Here is a 19629-nt window from a genome sequence, read left to right on the forward strand (position 1 = left end):
CTCGATGTCAGCGCTCAGGTCGTGCACCTGCGTCGACGGGAGACGCTGGAGCAGACCGCCCGGCGGCTGGCTGACGGCCCGGCGGTGCCCGACGCGGAACGGGCCGCCGTGCTGGACGTCATCGCCGTCGAACAGGACGCCGATGCCCGGCGGTCCGCCGACCGTGCTGGTACGTGATCGTCGACGCTTCGTTCGTCATCGACGCGGTGACCGATGCCGGACCCCGGGGCGTCGCCGCCCGCGACCCTCGGCGCCGTACCGGCCACCGGACGACGGACCGCCCCGGGACACCTGGCCATCGAGGTGCCGTCCGGGCTGGCCGCGGCAGCAGGCCGGCCCGGGCACCCGCTGGGTGTCGAGCAGGTGGAGCAGGCCGTCGACGACGCCGCCGGCCTGGGCATCCGGATCGAGTCCACGCCCTGGGCCGACGTCCGCCGGGCGCGGGTCCTCGCGGGCAGGTCGCTCAGGTACGCCGACACCCTGTGCGTGGCGGCCGTGGAGTGGCAGCAGACCTCGTTGCTGACCGCCGACGCGCGAATCCGGTGCGCCGATGACCTCCACGGTCGTGACGGTCCGACCACCGGCGTGACCCCAGGTCCCATGCCTCTCGCTACTCCTGGCGACACTCGAGGGCACCCGCATGTGCACCATGCGCGTCATCGACGCTCACCGAGGGCAACGGCGTCGTCGGCGGATCGAACTCGACGCCCCATTCGATGACGGTGGGATCGTCCCAGCCGCTCGTGGGGCCACTCGAGGAACGGTCTCGTACCAGATGTGGTCGACGCGCTGGAAGTACGTCCAGTAGCCGTAGTCGCCGTTCACCAGGAGGGCCACCTCGGCGCGGTGTCCCGTGATGGCAACGGACACGACCTGTGCACCGGCGGTCGGGGACCAGCCTTCGAGAGCGAGACGCTGCAGCACGCGTCGGTCCTCGGCTCGGTCCTCCTCCGGCATCCGACGAGCGTTCCAGCCAAGACGTCCCGGAACAACCCACTCAGGGCGACGACCCTGGGGGCGCCAGCGCAGCGCGACGTCGGCGGAGGTGGCATCAGCTCGGTGTCAACGCCAGAACGATCTATCGTCGAGAGGTGGGATGGCTGTCGACGGGCAGGGGTCGGGCCGAGCCCCGCATGATCACGCGCCTGGCCGAGTACCGCCGGGCGCAGCCCACGTCGCCCTGGCGGCGACTCAACTCGGAGGCGACCACAGCCGGTCCGAGGCCCGGCGCATCGTCGACGAGTGGGTGGAGTTCTTCGGTACCGCCCCCTCCCCGATCCGCGACCTGAGGTTCGTCAGCCGGACCTCGAAGCGAATGTTCGAGGCGCTGCGCGGGCAGACGCAGCTCGAGGCACTGTCGGTCAAGTGGGGCGACTACGCCGATCTCACACCGCTCGCCGCGATGACCCACCTACGGGAGTTGCACCTCCGCGGCGCCTCCTCGGTCGAGGATCTCCAGCCGCTCGCCGGTCTGTCCTGTGTCGAGGACCTGCTGATCGAGGGACTCCGGCGGGCGAGGGACCTGTCGCCCATCGGGGACATGATCGGCGTGAAGCACCTGGAACTCGGTGGTGACTGGATGACACCCCGCGTCGTTCATGTCGAGTCGTTCGGCTTCCTCCGGAAGATGCCGCAGCTGCGCTCACTGCTGCTGCACTCCATCGCTGCTGACGACCTGGACTACGCGCCTCTTCTCGCGCTGCCGAACCTGACCTCGGTGCGCGTGATGGAGGTCAGGGGCATGCGCCCCAGCATCCACGTGCTGAAGGCCGAGACCCCGTGGTCGGAGTGATCAGAGGCAGCTGCCGCGAGCCAGCCAGAGGTTCGAGCCCAGGCGAGAGACAAGCCAGCACACATGCTGTCCGATCGCCTCTGGGTCGGCCTAGTCGGTGAGGTCGCGGACGACCGCGTCGGCGAGCAGGCGTCCCCGGGCGGTCAGCACGGCGCGGCCGCGGCTCCAGGGCGTGGCCTCCAGCAGCCGCTCGTGCACCAGCTCGGCAGCCCGCACCCGTCCGGCGTCCGACAGGTGCTCCAGGGGCAGCCCGTCGCGCAGCCGCAGGCCGAGCATGACCCGCTCCATGGCGCGCTGGTCGCCGTCCAGCAGTTCCCGGTCGTGCTCCGGGCTGTAGCCCTGCAGCAGCCGGTCGGCGTAGGCCGCGGGGTGCTTGACGTTCCACCAGCGCAGCCCGCCGACGTGGCTGTGCGCCCCGGGGCCGACGCCCCACCAGTTGCCGCCGGCCCAGTACAGCTCGTTGTGCCGGCAGCGGGCCGCCCGGCCGGTGGCCCAGTTGCTCACCTCGTACCAGCCCAGCCCGGCCGCGTTCAGCCGGCGGTCGGCCCGCTCGTAGCGGTCGGCGAGGACGTCGTCGTCGGGCATGGCGTGCTCGCCGCGGGCGATCTGCCGGGCCAGCCGGGTGCCGTCCTCGACGATCAGCGCGTACGCCGACACGTGGTCCACCGGTGCGGCGAGCACCGCGTCCAGCGAGGCGTCCCAGTCGGCGTCGGTCTCCCCCGGTGCGCCGTAGATGAGGTCCAGGTTGACGTGCTCGAAGCCGGCCGCGCGGGCCTCGGCGGCGGCCTGCGCCGGCCGGCCCGGCGTGTGCCGCCGGTCGAGCACGGCCAGCACGTGCTCCACCGCCGACTGCATGCCGAGGCTCAGCCGGGTGAAGCCGGCCTCGCGCAGCCGCGCCAGCGACGCCGGGGTCACCGACTCCGGGTTGGCCTCGGTGGTCACCTCCACGTCGGCGGCGACCGGGAACAGGTCGCGCACCTCGGCGAGCACCGCCGCCAGGTCGGCGGCCGGCAGCAGCGTGGGCGTGCCGCCCCCGACGAACACGGTCTGCACGGTGGGCAGGTCCGGGCCCAGCACGTGGGCGGCCATCCGCAGCTCGCTGATCGCGGTGTCGGCGTACTCGCTGCGGCTGGCGCCGGGCCCCAGCTCGTCGGAGGTGTAGGTGTTGAAGTCGCAGTAGCCGCACCGGGTCGCGCAGAACGGCACGTGCACGTACAGACCGAACGGCGTCGTGGCCAGCTGCTCCCGCGCCGACGCCGGCAGCCAGGACGGGCCCGGCCGGCTGTCCGGCGGGGGCGGCTCGGGCGCCGGCAGCAGGGGCAGGTGGGTGCTCATCTGCTCCCAGTGTGACCGCCCCACGGGGACGACGGCAGGATGCCTGCTGTGAGCTCCGACGACGTACTGCAGGTGCGGGTGGACGGTGGTGTGGCCACGCTGACCCTCGACTCCCCCGCCAACCGCAACGCCCTGTCCCGCGCGATGCGCGCCCGGCTGCGCGCCGCGGTGACCGACGCGCTGGCCGACGACGCCGTCCGGGTGCTGGTGCTGGACCACACCGGCCGGGTGTTCTGCTCCGGGATGGACCTCACCGAGGGCTCCGGCGGGTCCGCCGCCGAGCAGGGCGTCAACGAGTTCCCGGCGCTGCTGGAGCTGCTGTGGCAGGCGCCCAAGCCGGTGATCGCCGCCGTCCGCGGCCCGGCCCGCGCCGGCGGCGTGGGCCTGCTGGCGGCCTGCGACGTCGTGGTGGCCGGGGCGTCGGCCACGTTCGCGTTCAGCGAGGTGCGCATCGGGGTGGTGCCGGCGGTGATCTCGGCGGTGTGCCTGCCCCGGATGCTGCCCAACGTGGCGCACCGGCTGATGCTGACCGGTGAGGTGTTCGATGCCGCCACGGCCACCGCCGGTGGGCTGGTCGACCTCGCCGTGGCCGACGACGAGGTGTCGGCCACCGTCCAGGCGCAGGTGCGGGCCCTGGCCGCCGGCGCCCCCACCGCGCTGGCGGAGACCAAGCGGCTGCTGCGCAGCGAGCGCAGCGGCCCGATCGCCGACCAGTTCGCCGGCCTGCTGGGCCTCTCGGCCCGGTTCTTCGCCGGCGAGGAGGGCCAGGAGGGCATGGCGGCGTTCCGCGAGAAGCGCCCCGCCCGCTGGGTCCCCACCGACCACCTGCAGCACCCGTGACCGGAGGAGAGCACATGACCGAGACGAGCCTGGCCGGCCGCACCATCGTGATGTCCGGCGGCAGCCGCGGCATCGGACTGGCCGTCGGCATCGCCGCCGGGCGGCTCGGGGCCAACGTCGTCCTGCTGGCCAAGACCGACGTGCCGCACCCGCGGCTGCCCGGCACGGTGCACACCGCGGCCGCCGAGATCGAGGCCGCCGGCGGTCAGGCCCTCGCCGTCGTCGGCGACGTGCGCGAGGAGGAGTCGGTCGACCGGGTGGTGGCCCTGGCCGTCGAGCGCTTCGGCGGCATCGACGTGTGCGTGAACAACGCCAGCGCCCTGGCCGTGGACAAGACCGAGGACCTCAGCGTCAAGAAGTTCGACCTGATGCAGCAGATCCAGCTGCGCGGCACCTTCCTGCTCACCCGGGCCTGCCTGCCGCACCTGCGCCGCTCGGCCAACGGGCACGTGCTGACCTTCTCCCCGCCACTGAACCTCAGCCCGCGCTGGATGGGCGCGCACCCGCCGTACACCCTGGCCAAGTACGGCATGACGCTGCTAGCGCTCGGCTGGGCGGCGGAGTACGCCGAGGCCGGGGTCGCGTCGAACACCCTGTGGCCGGAGACCACCATCAAGACCGCCGCGGTGGCCAACCTGCTGGGCGGCGAGGAGCTGACCGCCCGGTCCCGCGAGCCGGAGATCATGGCCGACGCCGCGATCGAGGTGCTCACCAAGCCGGCCCGGGAGCACACCGGCCACACCCACCTGGACGTCGACGTCCTGCGCGCCGCCGGTGTCACCGACTTCGCCCGCTACGGCGGCGGCGAGGACCCGGAGTACGACGTCTACGTCGACCCGCCGGCCTGAGCAGCCCGCACAGCGGACCTGCAGGGACCTCGCAGCGGGCTGACCGGCCGTTCCCCGGGAGCGTCCAGCCGCCGTGGCCAGTCTCGCCTGCATGACCTCGACGCAGACGGCCCCCGCGCCCACCGATCGCTACCGCCGGCTGCCGGAGCCGGTGCCGCTGGACCAGTTCACGATCAGCGTGAACGTCGTGCAGACCCCGGCCGGCCAGGAGCCGGACGACCGGGAGGCGGTGCTCCGGCTGACCGGCTGGGGTCCGCTCTGACCCGGGCGCGGCGCGACCTGGCGCGGGGCGCGGCGCCGGGCCTGGCGCCGGGCGGGCCGCGGGTGGACGCTGCACCCATGACCCAGGACGACCCGCGCACCCGCTACCGCAACCTGCCCGAGCCGGTCCGGCCGGCCGACGTGGTCGAGAGCGTCGACACCCGCCGGCTGCCGGACGGCGACCCGGCCGACGCGCGCGAGCGGGTGCTGCTGGGCCCGGGCGCCGCGGGCTGACCGGAGACGCTCAGCGCAGCCGGCGGGTGGTGTCCGGCAGCCGCTCGGTCACCCCGCGGGCGTCCAGCCACTCGGCCAGCGGCACCGCCACCCGGCGGCTGGTGCCCCACGCCTGCCGGGCCTGGCTGAGCGTGAACGGCTGGGGCAGTGCCGCCAGCCGGGCCCGGGCCTCCCGCTCCACACCGGGGGCCAGGTGCACCCCGTCGGCGATGCGCAGCAGCTGGCCGTCCCGGACCGCCGCCGCCAGCTCACGCGGACCCAGCCCGGCGGCGGCGAGCTCGTTGGCGTCCGGCGCGGCGAACGGTGCCTCGGCCAGCCGCGCCCGGACACCGTCCACCGCGCGCTGCACCGCCGGCGGCAGCGCGGCCTCGGCGGCCACCACCCGGCCCTCGCGCAGCGCCAGCGGGGGCCGCACCACCGCCGGCACCAGGTCCACGTCGGGCAGCTCCAGTGCCCGGCGGACCACCTCGGCGGGCGGCCCGGGCTCCAACGGGCGCAGCTGCCGGTAGCGGGTCACCACCTGCGGCACCCGGGCGGCCAGCTCGTCCACCAGCCCGGCCGCCAGCAGCCACGGACCCACGGCGGTGGCGTCGGCGGGCACCGGCCAGCCCATCGCGGTGAAGTCCGCGGCCCGCACCACCCGGCGGCGGGCCAGCTCCGCACCGGCCGCCGCCCCACCCGGTGCCCGCCCGGCCAGCTCGGCACCGCGCAGCCGCGCCGAGCCGCGGCGGCGCAGCTCCGGCGGGTCGACGTCGCGCACGTCGGCGCCCAGCACGGTGCGGGTGCCCGGGTCCCGCAGCAGCACCCGGTCGCCCACCCGCAGCGGCAGCGGTGCCGCCAGCCGCAGCCGCGCCGCGCCGGCGTCCAGCGGGCGCAGCCGGGTGGCCACCGTGGCCGAGCCCACGTGCAGCACCGGCTCGGCCGGCAGGGTGCCGGCGTCCCCGCTGGTGAGCACGACGTCCAGCTCCGACGTCGCGCGGAAGGCCCCCGGGGTGAGCAGGGCGTCGCCGCGGGCGACCTGCTCCACGGCCACGCCACGCAGGGCGAGGGCCACCCGGGCGGTGGCGCCGGCACGCTCGACCGGCTCGCCCAGGGCGTGCATCCCGCGGACCGTCACCTCCCGGCCGCCCAGCACGAGCCGGTCCCCGACCGCGACCGAGCCCGCCGCGAGCGTGCCGGTCACCACCGTGCCGGCTCCCCGGATGGTGAACGCCCGGTCCAGCCAGATCCGGACCGGCGCCGACCGGTCCGGCGCCGGCAGGCCGGCGAGCAGCTCCTCCAGGGCGGCCGCGAGCTCCGGCACCCCCCGCCCGGTCGGCGCGGCGACGGGCAGCCCGCGCACCCGCCCCATCGACGTCGCGGCCAGCCGCGCCACGGCGTCGGCGAGGACCGGGCCGGGGTCGGCGACGTCGGCCTTGGTGACCGCCAGCAGCGCGTGCCGAACCCCGAGCGCGTCCAGCACGGCGACGTGCTCGGCGGTCTGCGCCGACCAGCCGTCGTCGGCGGCCACCACCACCAGCGCCGCGGGCACCGACCCGACGCCGGCCAGCATGTTGCCCACGAACCGCTCGTGCCCCGGCACGTCGACCATCGCGACCGTGCGCCCGCCGTCGAGCGTCGTCCAGGCGAAGCCGAGGTCGATGGTGAGCCCGCGGCGTCGCTCCTCGGCCCACCGGTCGGGCTCCATGCCGGTCAGGGCACGGACCAGGGTGGACTTCCCGTGGTCCACGTGCCCCGCCGTCGCGACGACGTCCATCAGCCCCGGCTCACCGGCGGGGGACGGCGGCGTGCCGGGACGGCGCGGCGAGCCGGTCGGCGGTCTCCAGCACCGCCGCGGCCAGCGCGTCGTCGTCCTGCGGGAGCACGCTGCGCAGGTCGAGCAAGGTGCTCCCGTCGGCGACGTGACCCACCACCGGGTGCGAGCCGGCGCGCAGTGCCGCGGCGTACGCCGCCGGCAGCGCGACGGCGGCGCTGGGCAGCGGGAACTCCGGCGCCCCTCCCCCACCGATCCGCGCCGTGCTGCTCACCGCCGCGGCGGCGACCCCGGAGGCGACCAGCCGGTCGGCCAGCCGCTCGGCGCGCGCCCGGAGCCCCGCGACGTCGGCGGCGAGCATCTGCGGCACCGGGGGCGTGGGGCCGCGCAGCGTCGCCTCGAGCGCGGCCAGCGTCGTCTTATCCACCCGCAGTGCCCGGTACAGCGGATGCCGGCGCAGCCGCTGCACCAGCTCGACCCGGCCCAGCAGCAGCCCGGCCTGGGGCCCGCCGAGCAGCTTGTCGCCGCTGCACACGACCAGGTCGGCGCCGTCGGCCAGGGTGGTCTGCAGGTCGGGCTCGTCGGGCAGCAGCGGGTGCGGCCGGAGCAGCCCGGAGCCGACGTCGGCCACCAGGGGCACGCCGGTGCCGGCGAGCACCGGGGCCAGCTCGGCGACCTCGACCGACCGGGTGAACCCGCGCACCACGAAGTTGGACGGGTGCACCTTGAGCACCGCGCCGGTGTCCGGGCCCAGCGCCGCGCGGTAGTCCGCGACCGACGCCCGGTTCGTCGTCCCCACCTCGCGCAGCCGGGCGCCGGTGGAGGTGAGCAGCTCGGGGATGCGGAACCCGTCGCCGATCTCGACCAGCTCACCGCGGGCGATCACCAGCTCCCCGCCGAGGGCGGTGGCGACCAGGGCCAGCGCCGCCGCGCAGTTGTTCACCACGATCGCGGTCTCCGCCGCCGGCACCGCGGCGAGCAGCGCGCCGATCGCTCCCTCCCCGCGCGGGCCGCGCCGGCCGGTGCCCAGGTCCAGCTCGACGTCGGTGGTGCCGCTGGCCGCGGTCATCGCCTGCACGGCGGCGGCCGACAGCGGTGCCCGGCCGAGGTTGGTGTGCACCAGCACGCCGGTGGCGTTGAGCACCGGGCGCAGGCTCCCGGCGCTGCCCGGCAGGCCGGCGACGGCGGCGGCCACCGCGTCGTCCGGGTCGAGGTCGCCGGTCCGGACCCGCTGCTGGACGTCGTGCAGCGTGGCCCGCACCAGGTCCCGGCCCAGCCGGTCGACGGCGGCCGCGATCGGCGGCTCGGCGAGCAGGGCGTCGGTGCGCGGCACGGCACGGCGCGGGTCCGGGTTCACGGTGTGCTGCCCATCCCGGTCAGCGTAGGTGGGCCGATGGAGCCCCGCCGCCCGCCCGGTCGCGCACCGGGCGGGCGGGTGGAGGTGGCGGAGGCGGACGGGAATCGAACCCGCCTGACCGAGCTGCTCGGCCACGTCGGCTTTAGAGGCCGCGGGGGCCACCAGACACCCTGACGCCTCCGAGGGCAGCCTACGTCCGCCCCGGGGTCCCACGCCCTCAGAGCCAGTGCGGGCGCCCAGACGGTGGCGAGGCGGGCGACCGCTCCCGCCACCGCGATCGTGCCGGCCCGTGCCACCGTCCGATCCGGCCCGTGCCGGCGCCCACCGAGCACGATGCGGGACGCTCCGGTCACACCGATGAGCGTCCGTGTCCGCGCCCGCCCCGGCGGGTGCCGGGGCGGGCGCGAGTGGTACGCCGGGTCAGAGGTTGGGCTTGACGTCCCGGTCGTAGATCGTGGTGAGGGCCGCCTTGAGCGCGCTCATCTCACCGGCCACGTCGGCCTGCTGGGTGAGGATGTTGGCGCAGGAGTTGGCCATCGCCTGGTCGGCGCCGGGGAAGAACACCCGGGCGCGGTCCTGGGTACGGGTGACCTCGAGCTGGTCGATGGCGATCTGCAGCAGCGGGTTGGTCGCCGTCAGCTGCGACACGTCGGCCGACTTCCGGACCGGGATGTAGCCGGTCGCGGCGGAGAAGGTGACGGCGTTCTCCGGCTCGGTCATGAACTTGATGAACTTCGCCGCGGCGAGCTGGTTCTCCTTCGGGATGTCCTTGGGGATCCCCATGCCGGCGCCACCGGTCATGCAGACCGGCGAGGTCTCCGCCGGGCCGCCGGGCAGGAAGCCGGCACCGACGGGGAACGTCGCGGACTTCTGGATGCCGACGAGGTCACCCGTGGAGGAGATGGTGGCGCTCACGGCGGCAGCGGTGAGGTCGTTGGGCGCCGAGTTGCTGGCCACCCCCGCCCACCCGCCCTTGTAGACGGCGTCCTGGAGGAACTGCAGGGCGGCGATGGACTCCGTGGCGTCGCAGCGCACGTCGAAGTCGTCCGGGGACCCCCAGCCACCGCCCCAGCCCCACAGGTTGTTCTGGAAGGTCCACCCGGCGTAGCCGGCCAGGGCGGGCAGCTGGAAGGCCGCCTGCACGCCGGTGCCGGCGGCGAGCAGCTTCGGCGCCCACTCCTCGAACTCCTGCCACGTCTCGGGCGCGCGGTCCTCCAGGCCGGCCTTCGACCAGTGGTCCTTGTTGTAGTAGAAGATCGGCGTCGACCGGGCCCACGGGATGGCCCACTGCGCACCCTCGTACTGGTAGTCGGCGACGAACTGGTCGCGGTAGTCGCCGAGGTCCATGTCGACGGCCTCGGCGAGGCCGTCGAGCGGGATGATCGTCTTCTGCATGTAGTACCGGAACCACCAGACGTCGCTGAAGATCGTGACGTCGGGCAGCCCACCGCCTGCCTGCGCGGTCTGGAACTTCTGCGCGATCTCCTCGTAGTTGGCGCCGGCGGTCACCAGCGTCACCTTCGTCTCCGACTGCGACGCGTTGTAGGCGTCGATCAGCTGCTGGGTGACTGCCTGCGAGGCGCCGGGGTTGCTGGACCAGAAGGTGATCGCCGCGGCCGGCCTCACCGTCGACCAGTCGGTGTCGTCGGTGGCAGCCGAGGCACCGGCACCGGAGGTGTCCGGCCCGCCGCTGCAGGCGGCGAGCGCGGCGGCGGACAGGCCGAGGCCGGCCAGGGAGAGGAACCGCCGGCGGTCGAGGCCCACGCCGGACAGCGGTGCGGGGCGGAACGGGTACTGGGACATGCGAGTGCTCCTCGGGTCTGGCGAGCTGGGGTCGGGACGAGGTGGCGCGGGAGGCGGGACCGCGGGCGGGTCAGTCCTTGACCGCCCCTTGGGTGAGGCCCGCGACGATGTAGCGCTGGAAGGCGGCGAAGACCAGCAGAACCGGGAGCACGACCATCACCGTGGCGGCCATGAGGATGCCGTAGCTGTCCGCGCCGTTCTCGCTGTTGGTGAGCAGGGTCAGTCCGACCGGGAGCGTCATCATGTCCGGGTCGGTGACGATGACCAGCGGCCAGAGGTACTCGTTCCACTCGAACACGATGTTGACCAGGGCCACCGTCGCGATCGCCGGCGTCGAGATCGGGACGACGATCTGGGTCATCCGCCGCCAGTGACCGGCGCCGTCGAGCTCCGCCGCCTCGATGATCGAGGCGGGCAGGCTCATGAACTGCTGGCGCAGCAGGAAGGTCCCGAACCCGGTGGCCAGGCCCGGCAGGATGATCCCCCAGTAGGTGTTGGCGCCGCCCAGCCCGACGATCAGCACGTAGTTCGGCACGACCGACACCTGCGGCGGCACCATCAGCGTCGCCAGGACCAGCCCGAAGACGACCTTCTTGAACGGGAAGCGCACGAACACCAGCGCGTAGGCGGTCATGATCGCCAGTACGACCTTGATCGCCGACCCGACCGCGGTGACCACCAGCGAGTTGAGGAACAAGCGCCCGAAGGGCACCCGGTCGGCCGCCGTCGTGTAGTTCGTCGGGGCGAAGGAGCTCGGCAGCACGTCGAGCCGCTGCGTGAGCAGCTCCGAGGACGTCTTGAACGACGCCAGGACCATCCAGACCAGCGGCAGGACGACGACGAGCGTCGCCAGCACCAGGGGCACGTAGCCGGTCGTGATGGTGGCGACCAGGTTCGTGCGTGACAGCGGGCGCGGCCGGGGCGGCGGCTGATCGGCCGTCGCCGGCGTGAGGACGGCGGTCATCGGTAGTGCACCCGTCGCTCGAGCAGGACCAGTTGCACGATCGTCAGCACGACCAGCAGCCCGAACAGCACCGTGGAGATCGTCGCGGAGTAGCCGACCCGGTTGGACCCGGCGAACGCCTGCAGGTACGCCTCGTAGATCAGGGTGTTCGTCCCTCGCCCGAGCGGGTTCATGATGCGCAGAAGGTCGAAGGCCTGCAGCGAGTTGAGGATGCTGGTGAGCAGGACGAAGAAGGTCGTCGGTGAGAGCAGCGGCAGGACGATGGAGAAGAACGTCCGCCGCGGGCCGGCGCCGTCGATGGCGGCCGCCTCGAGCAGGTCCTTGTTGATCGACTGCAGCCCGGCGAGGTAGATCACCGCCACGTAGCCGAGGTTCTTCCAGACGTAGACGATGATCACCATCACCAGCGTCAGCGTCGGGTCGTTGAACCACTCGGGGCTGGTCCGGCCGACCGCCCGGAGCAGCGCGCCGATCACGCCGACGACGGGGTCGAAGATGAACAGCCACACCAGGCCGACCCCGACACCGGACAGCACGAACGGCGAGAAGACCGCTGCCCGGGCGAAGCCGACGCCGCGGACCCGGCGGTTGAGGACCAGCGCCACCATCAGACCCAGCACCATCGAGCCGCCGACGGTCGCCACGGTGAACACCGCCGTGGTGGTGAGGATCGAGGCAGCGTCCGGTGAGGTGAAGAACTCCCGGTAGTTCGCCAGGCCCACCGACGTCGCCGTGGTGGCCCCGAGGGTCCAGTTCAGCGTCGAGTAGTAGATGTTCTCGAAGAGCGGCCGGTAGGTGAAGAGCGCGATCAGCACCAGGTTGGGTCCGGCCAGGGCGATGAACACCAGGTAGTCGCGCCGGTCCCGCGCGCTGGGTCCGCGGCGCCGGCGGCGGCGGCCGGCCGGGGTGGCGGTCGCGCCGGCCGGGGTGGTCGTGCCGGTGTCCGCCGGGGCGGTCACCGCAGCCATGACTGCTCCACCACCACGCGTGAGGACTCCGCTCTCCGGGACGGCCGCCACCGCGGCGGCCGGAGGAGACGGTGCAGGTCGTGCGCGGCCGACCGACGACCGGCAGGTGACCGGTGGGCGAACTCGGGGCGTCCAGCCAGCGCCTGACCACCCGCCGGACGCGGGGCGCCGTGGACGACCCGGGCAGGGCAGCCGTCCCGTCGCGTCCCACCGTCGCGGGACCGGTCGCGTCGCGCTGACCACCGCAGGCCGACCGGCGGTGGGCGGCCTAGGTTCGTCCTGTGACGACGACGGTCCGGCTGACCCAGTACGCGCACGGCGGCGGGTGCGCCTGCAAGATCCCGCCCGGCGAGCTCGAGGCGGTCGTGGCCGGCCTGACCGGCACCGGACCCCGCGACCCGGCCACCGAGCTGGTCGTCGGGCTGGACGACGGCGACGACGCGGCCGTGGTGCGCCTGCCCGGGGGCCAGGGCCTGGTACTGACCACCGACTTCTTCACCCCGGTCGTCGACGACGCCCACACCTTCGGCCGGATCGCGGCAGCCAACGCGCTCTCCGACGTCTACGCCATGGGCGGCACCCCGGTCGTCGCGGTCAACCTGCTGGGCTGGCCGCGCGACGTGCTGCCGGCGGAGCTGGCCGCCGAGGTGCTGCGCGGCGGACTGGAGGTGGCCCAGGCGGCGGGCTGCCACGTGGGCGGCGGGCACTCCATCGACTCCCCCGAGCCCACCTACGGCATGGCGGTCACCGGGCTGGTCGACCTGGACCGGCTGATCCGCAACGACGCCGCCGAGGCCGGGACGGCGATCTCGCTGACCAAGCCGCTGGGCGTGGGCGTGCTGAACAACCGGATGAAGGCCACCGGCGAGGTGTCCGCGGAGGCGATCGCCTCGATGACCACGCTCAACGCCGAGGCGGGCCGGGCCGCCGTGGCCGCCGGCATCCGCGCCGGCACCGACGTCACCGGCTTCGGGCTGCTGGGGCACCTCTACAAGATGGCCCGGGCCTCCGGCGTCACCGCGGTGGTGGACGCGGCGTCGGTGCCCTACCTGACCGGCGCCCGGCAGGCCGTCGCCGCCGGGTACGTCGCCGGCGGCACCCGGCGCAACCTGGACTGGGTGCGCCCGCACACCGACCTGTCCGCGGCCAGCGAGGACGACGCCCTGCTGCTCGCCGACGCGCAGACCTCCGGCGGACTGCTGCTCGGCGGCGAGGTGCCCGGGGCGCCGGTGATCGGCGAGTTCGTGCCCCGCGGGGAGGCCGTCGTCGTCCTGCGCTGAACGGCCGGGCGGGGGACCCGACGCCCGGGCCGGGACGGCTCCGGCGGGTGTAATACGGTCCGGCCATGCTCGCAGCCTTCGTCTCCACCCCTGCCCCGAAGGACCCGCTCTCGGTGCTGGAGGTGGCGGACCGGCCCGCGCCGGAGGCCCCTGACGGCTGGACCACGATCACCGTCAAGGCCGCGTCGCTGAACCACCACGACCTGTTCAGCCTGCGCGGGGTGGGCCTGCCCGCCGAGCGGATGCCGATGATCCTCGGCTGCGACGCGGCCGGCCTCGACCCGGACGGCAACGAGGTGGTGGTGCACGCGGTGATCGCCAGCCCGGACTGGCAGGGCGACGAGACGCTGGACCCGAAGCGCTCGCTGCTGTCGGAGGTGCACCAGGGGGCGCTGGCCGAGCAGGTCGTCGTCCCGAAGCGGAACGTGCTGCCCAAGCCCGCCGAGCTCAGCTTCGCCGAGGCCGCCTGCCTGCCCACCGCGTGGCTCACCGCCTACCGGATGCTGTTCGTGAAGTCCGGGTTGCGCCCCGGGCAGACGGTGCTGGTGCAGGGCGCCAGCGGGGGCGTGGCGACGGCGCTGATCGTGCTCGGCCGCACCGCGGGCCTGCGGGTGTGGGTGACCGGCCGCAGCGAGGAGAAGCGGGCCGCCGCCCTGGCCCTGGGCGCCGACCAGGCGTTCGAGACCGGTGCGCGGCTGCCGGCCCGGGTCGACGGCGTGATGGAGACCGTCGGGGAGGCCACCTGGTCGCACAGCATCAAGTCGCTGAAGCCCGGCGGCGTGCTGGTGACCTCCGGCGCCACCACCGGCTTCAACCCCGGCGCCGAGCTGAACCGGGTCTTCTTCACCCAGCTGTCGGTGATCGGCTCGACGATGGGCACCCGCGGTGAGCTGGAGTCGCTGGTCGAGCTGTGCCGGGTCACCGGCATCCGCCCGCAGATCGACGTCGAGCTGCCGCTGGCGCGCGCCCGCGAGGGCTTCGAGCGGATGCTCGAGGGCCGCACCGCCGGCAAGATCGTCTTCACCGTCTGACCCCTGGCGCCCCGGGACCCGTCCCCCGCTCAGCGAGCGGGGACGGCGACCGGTTGCGGTGCGGCAGCAGGCGCGCGGAGCAGGACCAGCGCGGCGACGGCGGCCAGCGCGGCGGCCACCGCGGCCCCGGCGAACACGGTGTGCAGCTGGGTGAGCACCGCGGCGCTGGTGGCCTGGTCGTAGACGGCGCAGTCGGTCGGCGAGTCCGGGCAGAGTTCGAACGGCGAGCCGATCGCGGTGACCTCGGCGGTGAACCGGCGCAGCGCGATCGCGGTGAGCAGCGAGAGCCCCACCAGCATGCCGATGGTGCGGGCGACGACGGCCAGCGCGCTGACGCTGCCGTGCACCGAGGCCGGGGTGACCGCCAGCAGCACGCTGGTCACCGGCGCGATGGCCAGGCCGAAGCCGAGCCCGGCGGCCAGCAGCGTGACGGTGGACCCCGCGCCGTCCAGCGAGCGCTCGCCCCACCCGGTCATGACGACGAAGGCCACCGTGGCCAGCAGCATCCCGCCGGCGGCCACCAGCCGCGGGGGCACGGTCCGGCACAGCCACCCGCCGGCGACGGCGCCCACCGGCACCGCCACCAGCAGCTCCATCAGCACCAGCGCCGCACCGAGCTGGTCCCCGGGCTCGGTGGTGTTGCGGGCGAACAGCGGGATGTCGACCAGCGCCGCCACCAGCGCCACCCCGACGAACAGGTTGACCAGCAGCGCACCCCAGGCGGCGCGCGGGGTCAGTGCGTGCAGCGGGACGATCGGGTCCGCCGCCCGCCGCTCGTGCCAGGCGAAGGCGAGCGTGGCCACGGCGGCCAGCGGCAGCAGCACCGCGCCGTGCGCGACCACCTGGGTCTCCCCGTCGGCCGCGGCGAAGGCCCACACCAGGCTGCCCAGCGCCACGACGAGCAGCACCGAGCCCAGCACGTCCACCTCGCCCGCCAGCCGGGGCAGCCCGCGCAGCGGCAGCGCCGCACGGGTGCTCTCCGGCACGGTCAGCGAGCGCACCACCAGCAGCACGGCGGCGCCGAGCACGACCAGCACCAGCGGCGTCGAGGCCGGCACCCCGTCGAGCAGCGGCAGGTAGGCCACGCCCAGGTCGACGTCGTCGACCAGCGCGGCCGGGGCCGCCAGCTGCAGCGCGAGCGCACCGGCGGCGAGGCCACCGAGCAGCAGGCCGGCCCAGTCGGTGCGCCGGCCGGCCCGCTCCCCGGTGACCCGCAGGCCCACCGCGAGCACCGCGGCGAGCACCAGGTTCAGCCAGAAGACGGCCCGCCAGTCCGACACCGCGAGCACGGCGGCGCCGGCGAGCGGGCCCAGCACCGCGCCCGCCTCCTGCACCGCCCCGACGACGCCCAGCGGCACCGCCCGGCGCTCCGGCGGCCACCGGTCGGCGACCAGCGCCAGCGTGGCCGGCACCATGCCACCCGCGCCGATGCCCTGCAGGCCACGGCCGAGCACGACCGGCGCCAGGTCGCTCGCGGTGGCCGTGACCAGCGAACCCAGGGCGAAGAGCACCAGGCAGCCGACCAGCACGGGCACGCGGCCGCGCAGGTCGGCGAGCCGGCCGAGCAGCGGCAGGGTGGCGGTGTAGCCGAGCAGGAAGCAGCCGACGATGGGGGTGGCGCGCTGCAGCTCGTCGACGTCGATCCCGACGCCGCTGAGGATGTCCGGGAACGCCAGGACGACGACGTAGGTGTCCGCCGCCGACACCAGCACCGCCACCGCGGCCAGCACCACCGCGCCCAGGCCCGGGGCCCGCGGCGCCGTGCCCGCCGCGGCGGCCAGGTCAGCCGGTCGGGGGTGCGGTGATCGTGACATCGGAGCCGTAGTCGGTGAGCTCGATGGTGTACGTGGCGTCCGTGCCGGCCTCGAAGAACGGGCCGGTCATCTGCACCCGTCGCAGCTGCCCGCTGTCGGCGACCACCGACAGCACGGCCTGCACCGGCGCGTCGGCGTCGGCGGTGGTGAGCAGCTGGTCGATCAGCTCGCCCGGCACGTCGGCCGTCACCTCGCGCACCACCTCGCCGTTGACCCGGGACTCCCCACCGAGCTGCGGGTCCTCGGCGGCGGTGAGCAACTGGGAGATGCCGGTGTCCGGGTCGATCAGGGCGCCCGGGTCCCCGAAGCCCAGGGTCGCCGGGTCGACGACGCTGAACGTCTGCGCGAAGGGCAGCTGGGCGTAGACGGTGCCGTCGATCGACACGACGTCGAGGTCGAAGGTGCCGGCGACCGACTGCACCTGCAGCGTGCCGTCGAAGGAGGACGGCCGGGCGATCGACCCGCGACCGCCGAGCACGGCCTGACCGCTGTCGGGGGCGCCCTCGCTGCTCAGCTCGAACGCCAGGCTGGGGGCGGCGTCCAGGGTGGTCTTGGCCCGGGTCAGCAGATCGGCCGCGGACTCCCCGCCGTCCTCGCCGTCGTCGCCCCCGCAGCCGGCGAGCACGCCGGCGCCGAGCAGCAGCGTGACGGCGGCGGTGACCAGTCGTCGGCCTCGCATGGGACCTCCCGGGACAGGGGCCACGCGGGCCCGGACGGGGCGACGTGCCCCGGGACGGCGCCGTGCGGCGCGACGTCCGGCGCGGACAGTAGCGCGCCGGACGGTGCAGGTCAGCGCAGCCGGGCCGCGATCCGCTGCTCGAGCCGCGCCCGGTCCTTGACCGGCACGTACGGCAGCACCGGGGCCAGCTCGGCGACGCGGTGCTTCTGGAACGTCGTGATCAGGAACTGCTCCCCGAGCGTGATGCCGTGGTCGGGGCGGGCGACCACCTGCACGGCGTCACCGGCCCCCAGCTCACCGGTCTCCAGCACCCGCAGGTAGGCCCCGGTCGCGCCGTGCCGGGCGAACCGCTTCACCAGGTCGGGCACGTCCCACCAGCGGGCGAAGTTGGCGCAGGGCGTGCGCGGCGCGGTCACCTCGAACAGCGCGGTGCCGATCCGCCAGCGTTCCCCCACCACCGCACCGACCAGGTCCAGGCCCTCGGTGCGCAGGTTCTCCCCGAAGCGCCCGGGCGGCAGTTCCCGGTCCAGCTCGGCCGCCCAGTGGTCGGCGTCGGCCTGGGCGTAGGCGTACACGGCCTGGCCCTCGCCGCCGTGGTGCTTCTTGTTGACCTGCACGTCGCCGTCCAGGCCGAGCTCGCCGACGGCGACCCGGCCGGCGACGGGCCGCTTGTCGATGCCGCTGGTGGCCGGTCGCTTCCCCGGCAGCGGGAGCAGCTCGCCGACCACGCAGACGGCGCTCACGCGTGCTCCCGTGCCGCTCACTTCTTGGACGGCTCGGCGTTGGAGAGCGCGGCGACGAACGCCTCCTGGGGGACCTCGACGCGGCCGACCATCTTCATCCGCTTCTTGCCCTCCTTCTGCTTCTCCAGCAGCTTCCGCTTGCGGCTGATGTCACCGCCGTAGCACTTGGCCAGCACGTCCTTGCGGATGGCGCGGATGGTCTCGCGGGCGATGACCCGGGCGCCGATCGCGGCCTGGATGGGCACCTCGAACTGCTGGCGCGGGATCAGCTCGCGGAGCTTGCCGGCCATCATCACGCCGTAGGCGTAGGCCTTGTCCTTGTGCACGATCGCCGAGAAGGCGTCCACGGCCTCGCCCTGCAGCAGGATGTCCACCTTGACCAGCTGCGACTCCTGCTCGCCGGCCTCCTGGTAGTCCAGCGACGCGTAGCCGCGGGTGCGCGACTTCAGCGCGTCGAAGAAGTCGAAGATGATCTCGCCCAGCGGCAGGGTGTAGCGCAGCTCGACCCGGGACTCGGACAGGTAGTCCATCCCGGTCAGCGCGCCGCGGCGGCCCTGGCAGAGTTCCATGATCGCGCCGGTGTAGTCGCTGGGGGCGATCAACGTGGCCTTGACGATCGGCTCGAAGATCTTCTCCATCTTGCCGTGCGGCCAGTCGCTGGGGTTGGTGACGACCAGCTCGGTGCCGTCCTCCATCACCACCCGGTAGACGACGTTGGGCGCGGTGGAGATCAGGCTCAGCCCACTCTCCCGCTCCAGCCGCTCGCGCACGATCTCCAGGTGCAGCAGGCCCAGGAAACCGACCCGGAAGCCGAAGCCCAGCGCCGCCGACGTCTCCGGCTCGTAGACCAGGGCGGCGTCGTTGAGCAGCAGCTTGTCCAGCGCCTCGCGCAGCAGCGGGTACTCGCTGCCGTCGATCGGGTACAGGCCGGAGTAGACCATCGGCTTGGGGTCGCGGTAGCCGCCCAGGCTCTCGGCCGCCGCCTTGTGCTGCAGGGTGACGGTGTCCCCGACCCGGGACTGCCGGACGTCCTTCACCCCGGTGATGAAGTAGCCGACCTCCCCCACGCCGAGGGACTCCACCGGCTTGGGGTCCGGGGAGATGACGCCGATCTCCAGCAGCTCGTGGGTGACGCCGTTGGACATCATCTTGATCTTCTCGCGGCCGGAGATCCGGCCGTCGACCACGCGGACGTAGGTGATCACGCCGCGGTAGATGTCGTAGACCGAGTCGAAGATCAGCGCCCGCGCCGGGCCGTCGGCGTCGCCGGTGGGCGCCGGGATCTTCGCCACGATCTCGTCCAGCAGCTCCGGGACGCCGACCCCGGTCTTGCCGCTGACCCGCAGCACGTCGTCGGGCTCGCAGCCGATGATGTGCGCGATCTCCTCGGCGAACTTCTCCGGCTGCGCGGCCGGCAGGTCGATCTTGTTGAGCACCGGGATGATCGTGAGGTCGTTCTCCAGCGCCAGGTACAGGTTGGCCAGCGTCTGGGCCTCGATGCCCTGCGCGGCGTCGACCAGCAGCACCGCACCCTCGCAGGCGGCCAGCGACCGGGACACCTCGTAGGTGAAGTCGACGTGCCCCGGGGTGTCGATCATGTGCAGCACGATGCCGGCGTCGTCGGTGTCCGGCGCGGTGCGCCAGGGCAGCCGCACGTTCTGCGCCTTGATCGTGATGCCGCGCTCGCGCTCGATGTCCATCCGGTCGAGGTACTGGGCGCGCATGTTGCGCCCCTCGACGATGCCGGTCACCTCGAGCATCCGGTCGGCCAGCGTCGACTTGCCGTGGTCGATGTGGGCGATGATGCAGAAGTTCCGGATGCGGGCCGGGTCCGTACGGGCTGGTTCAGTCACAGTGCCTGCCATGGTCCCACGCCCGCGCGCGCGGTAAAGAGCTCGCCTCGCGGCGCGGCTCCCCGGATCCTGCT

Annotated in this window: 18 protein-coding genes and 1 tRNA gene; 8 read left to right on the forward strand and 11 right to left on the reverse strand. The window is 74.2% G+C overall.

Translation table 11 applies throughout. The features are described 5' to 3' along the window. Positions 1-21 precede the first annotated feature (21 nt). Both G1H19_RS06520 and G1H19_RS06525 read left to right on the forward strand, forming a co-directional pair. Positions 22-177, forward strand: coding sequence for a hypothetical protein (locus G1H19_RS06520; protein WP_162392630.1), 156 nt, complete (start codon positions 22-24; stop codon positions 175-177). Between the two features lie 1069 nt (positions 178-1246). After that, positions 1247-1792, forward strand: a complete 546-nt coding sequence (locus G1H19_RS06525) for a hypothetical protein (protein ID WP_152728470.1) — start codon at positions 1247-1249, stop codon at positions 1790-1792. Positions 1793-1882: 90 nt separating this feature from the next. Here the strand turns inward: G1H19_RS06525 and hemW are convergent, their stop codons facing one another. Beyond that, positions 1883-3127 carry a radical SAM family heme chaperone HemW gene (hemW, locus tag G1H19_RS06530; protein WP_152728468.1) on the reverse strand — a complete coding sequence of 415 codons (1245 nt, stop codon included), beginning with the start codon at positions 3125-3127 and terminating at the stop codon, positions 1883-1885. A 39-nt stretch (positions 3128-3166) separates the two neighbouring features. On the opposite strand from hemW, the gene G1H19_RS06535 reads away from it, so the two are divergent. From G1H19_RS06535 to G1H19_RS22545, 4 genes are all read left to right on the forward strand, one after another. Next, complete coding sequence (locus tag G1H19_RS06535) at positions 3167-3967, forward strand: enoyl-CoA hydratase-related protein (protein WP_152728466.1); 801 nt, start codon at positions 3167-3169, stop codon at positions 3965-3967. Positions 3968-3981: 14 nt separating this feature from the next. Next, entirely contained in the window at positions 3982-4815 is an 834-nt protein-coding gene (locus G1H19_RS06540; protein ID WP_152728464.1) for an SDR family oxidoreductase, read from the forward strand. Between the two features lie 91 nt (positions 4816-4906). Next, positions 4907-5077 carry a hypothetical protein gene (locus G1H19_RS06545; RefSeq protein WP_162392631.1) on the forward strand — a complete coding sequence of 57 codons (171 nt, stop codon included), beginning with the start codon at positions 4907-4909 and terminating at the stop codon, positions 5075-5077. 77 nt (positions 5078-5154) lie between these two features. After that, positions 5155-5310, forward strand: coding sequence for a hypothetical protein (locus tag G1H19_RS22545; RefSeq protein ID WP_174278022.1), 156 nt, complete (start codon positions 5155-5157; stop codon positions 5308-5310). 10 nt (positions 5311-5320) lie between these two features. Here G1H19_RS22545 and selB read toward each other — a convergent pair whose 3' ends face one another. From selB to G1H19_RS06575, 6 genes are all read right to left on the reverse strand, one after another. Beyond that, entirely contained in the window at positions 5321-7066 is a 1746-nt protein-coding gene (gene selB / locus G1H19_RS23850) for a selenocysteine-specific translation elongation factor (RefSeq protein WP_152728462.1), read from the reverse strand. Positions 7067-7076: 10 nt separating this feature from the next. After that, the gene (gene selA / locus G1H19_RS06555; protein ID WP_162392632.1) at positions 7077-8420 is read right to left on the reverse strand and encodes an L-seryl-tRNA(Sec) selenium transferase; all 1344 of its coding nucleotides are present in this window, start codon (positions 8418-8420) and stop codon (positions 7077-7079) included. An 85-nt stretch (positions 8421-8505) separates the two neighbouring features. Continuing rightward, positions 8506-8601, reverse strand: a tRNA-OTHER gene (locus G1H19_RS06560). A gap of 239 nt (positions 8602-8840) precedes the next feature. After that, a complete protein-coding gene (locus tag G1H19_RS06565) occupies positions 8841-10223 on the reverse strand; it encodes an ABC transporter substrate-binding protein (RefSeq protein WP_152728460.1) in 1383 nt (460 codons plus the stop codon). Between the two features lie 70 nt (positions 10224-10293). Next, on the reverse strand, positions 10294-11187 hold the full coding sequence (locus G1H19_RS06570; RefSeq protein WP_152728458.1) for a carbohydrate ABC transporter permease: 894 nt from the start codon (positions 11185-11187) through the stop codon (positions 10294-10296). Further along, positions 11184-12155: a carbohydrate ABC transporter permease gene (locus tag G1H19_RS06575; RefSeq protein ID WP_174278023.1), complete on the reverse strand. Its 972-nt coding sequence runs from the start codon at positions 12153-12155 to the stop codon at positions 11184-11186. Before G1H19_RS06575 ends, G1H19_RS06570 begins: the two co-directional genes overlap by 4 nt. Positions 12156-12436: 281 nt before the next feature. Between G1H19_RS06575 and selD the strand changes: the two genes are divergently transcribed. Together selD and G1H19_RS06585 are read left to right on the forward strand one after the other, a co-directional pair. Further along, positions 12437-13435: a selenide, water dikinase SelD gene (gene selD, locus G1H19_RS06580; RefSeq protein WP_162392633.1), complete on the forward strand. Its 999-nt coding sequence runs from the start codon at positions 12437-12439 to the stop codon at positions 13433-13435. 65 nt (positions 13436-13500) lie between these two features. Continuing rightward, on the forward strand, positions 13501-14466 hold the full coding sequence (locus G1H19_RS06585) for a zinc-binding dehydrogenase (RefSeq protein ID WP_152728456.1): 966 nt from the start codon (positions 13501-13503) through the stop codon (positions 14464-14466). Positions 14467-14495: 29 nt separating this feature from the next. On the opposite strand, the gene G1H19_RS06590 is transcribed toward G1H19_RS06585, so the two are convergent. The 4 genes from G1H19_RS06590 to lepA all read right to left on the reverse strand — a co-directional run bounded on the left by G1H19_RS06590 (position 14496) and on the right by lepA (position 19555). Further along, on the reverse strand, positions 14496-16280 hold the full coding sequence (locus G1H19_RS06590) for an MFS transporter (RefSeq protein ID WP_152728454.1): 1785 nt from the start codon (positions 16278-16280) through the stop codon (positions 14496-14498). After that, positions 16249-16959: an LppX_LprAFG lipoprotein gene (locus G1H19_RS06595; RefSeq protein ID WP_152728452.1), complete on the reverse strand. Its 711-nt coding sequence runs from the start codon at positions 16957-16959 to the stop codon at positions 16249-16251. The genes G1H19_RS06590 and G1H19_RS06595 overlap by 32 nt, the downstream gene beginning before the upstream one ends. Positions 16960-17069: 110 nt before the next feature. Then, positions 17070-17702 carry an MOSC domain-containing protein gene (locus tag G1H19_RS06600; RefSeq protein WP_235928027.1) on the reverse strand — a complete coding sequence of 211 codons (633 nt, stop codon included), beginning with the start codon at positions 17700-17702 and terminating at the stop codon, positions 17070-17072. Positions 17703-17719: 17 nt separating this feature from the next. Continuing rightward, positions 17720-19555 carry a translation elongation factor 4 gene (gene lepA / locus G1H19_RS06605; RefSeq protein WP_235928028.1) on the reverse strand — a complete coding sequence of 612 codons (1836 nt, stop codon included), beginning with the start codon at positions 19553-19555 and terminating at the stop codon, positions 17720-17722. Positions 19556-19629 lie beyond the last annotated feature (74 nt).

It is taken from the genome of Goekera deserti, from assembly GCF_010685995.1.
Classification (GTDB): Bacteria; Actinomycetota; Actinomycetes; order Mycobacteriales; family Geodermatophilaceae; genus Goekera; species Goekera deserti.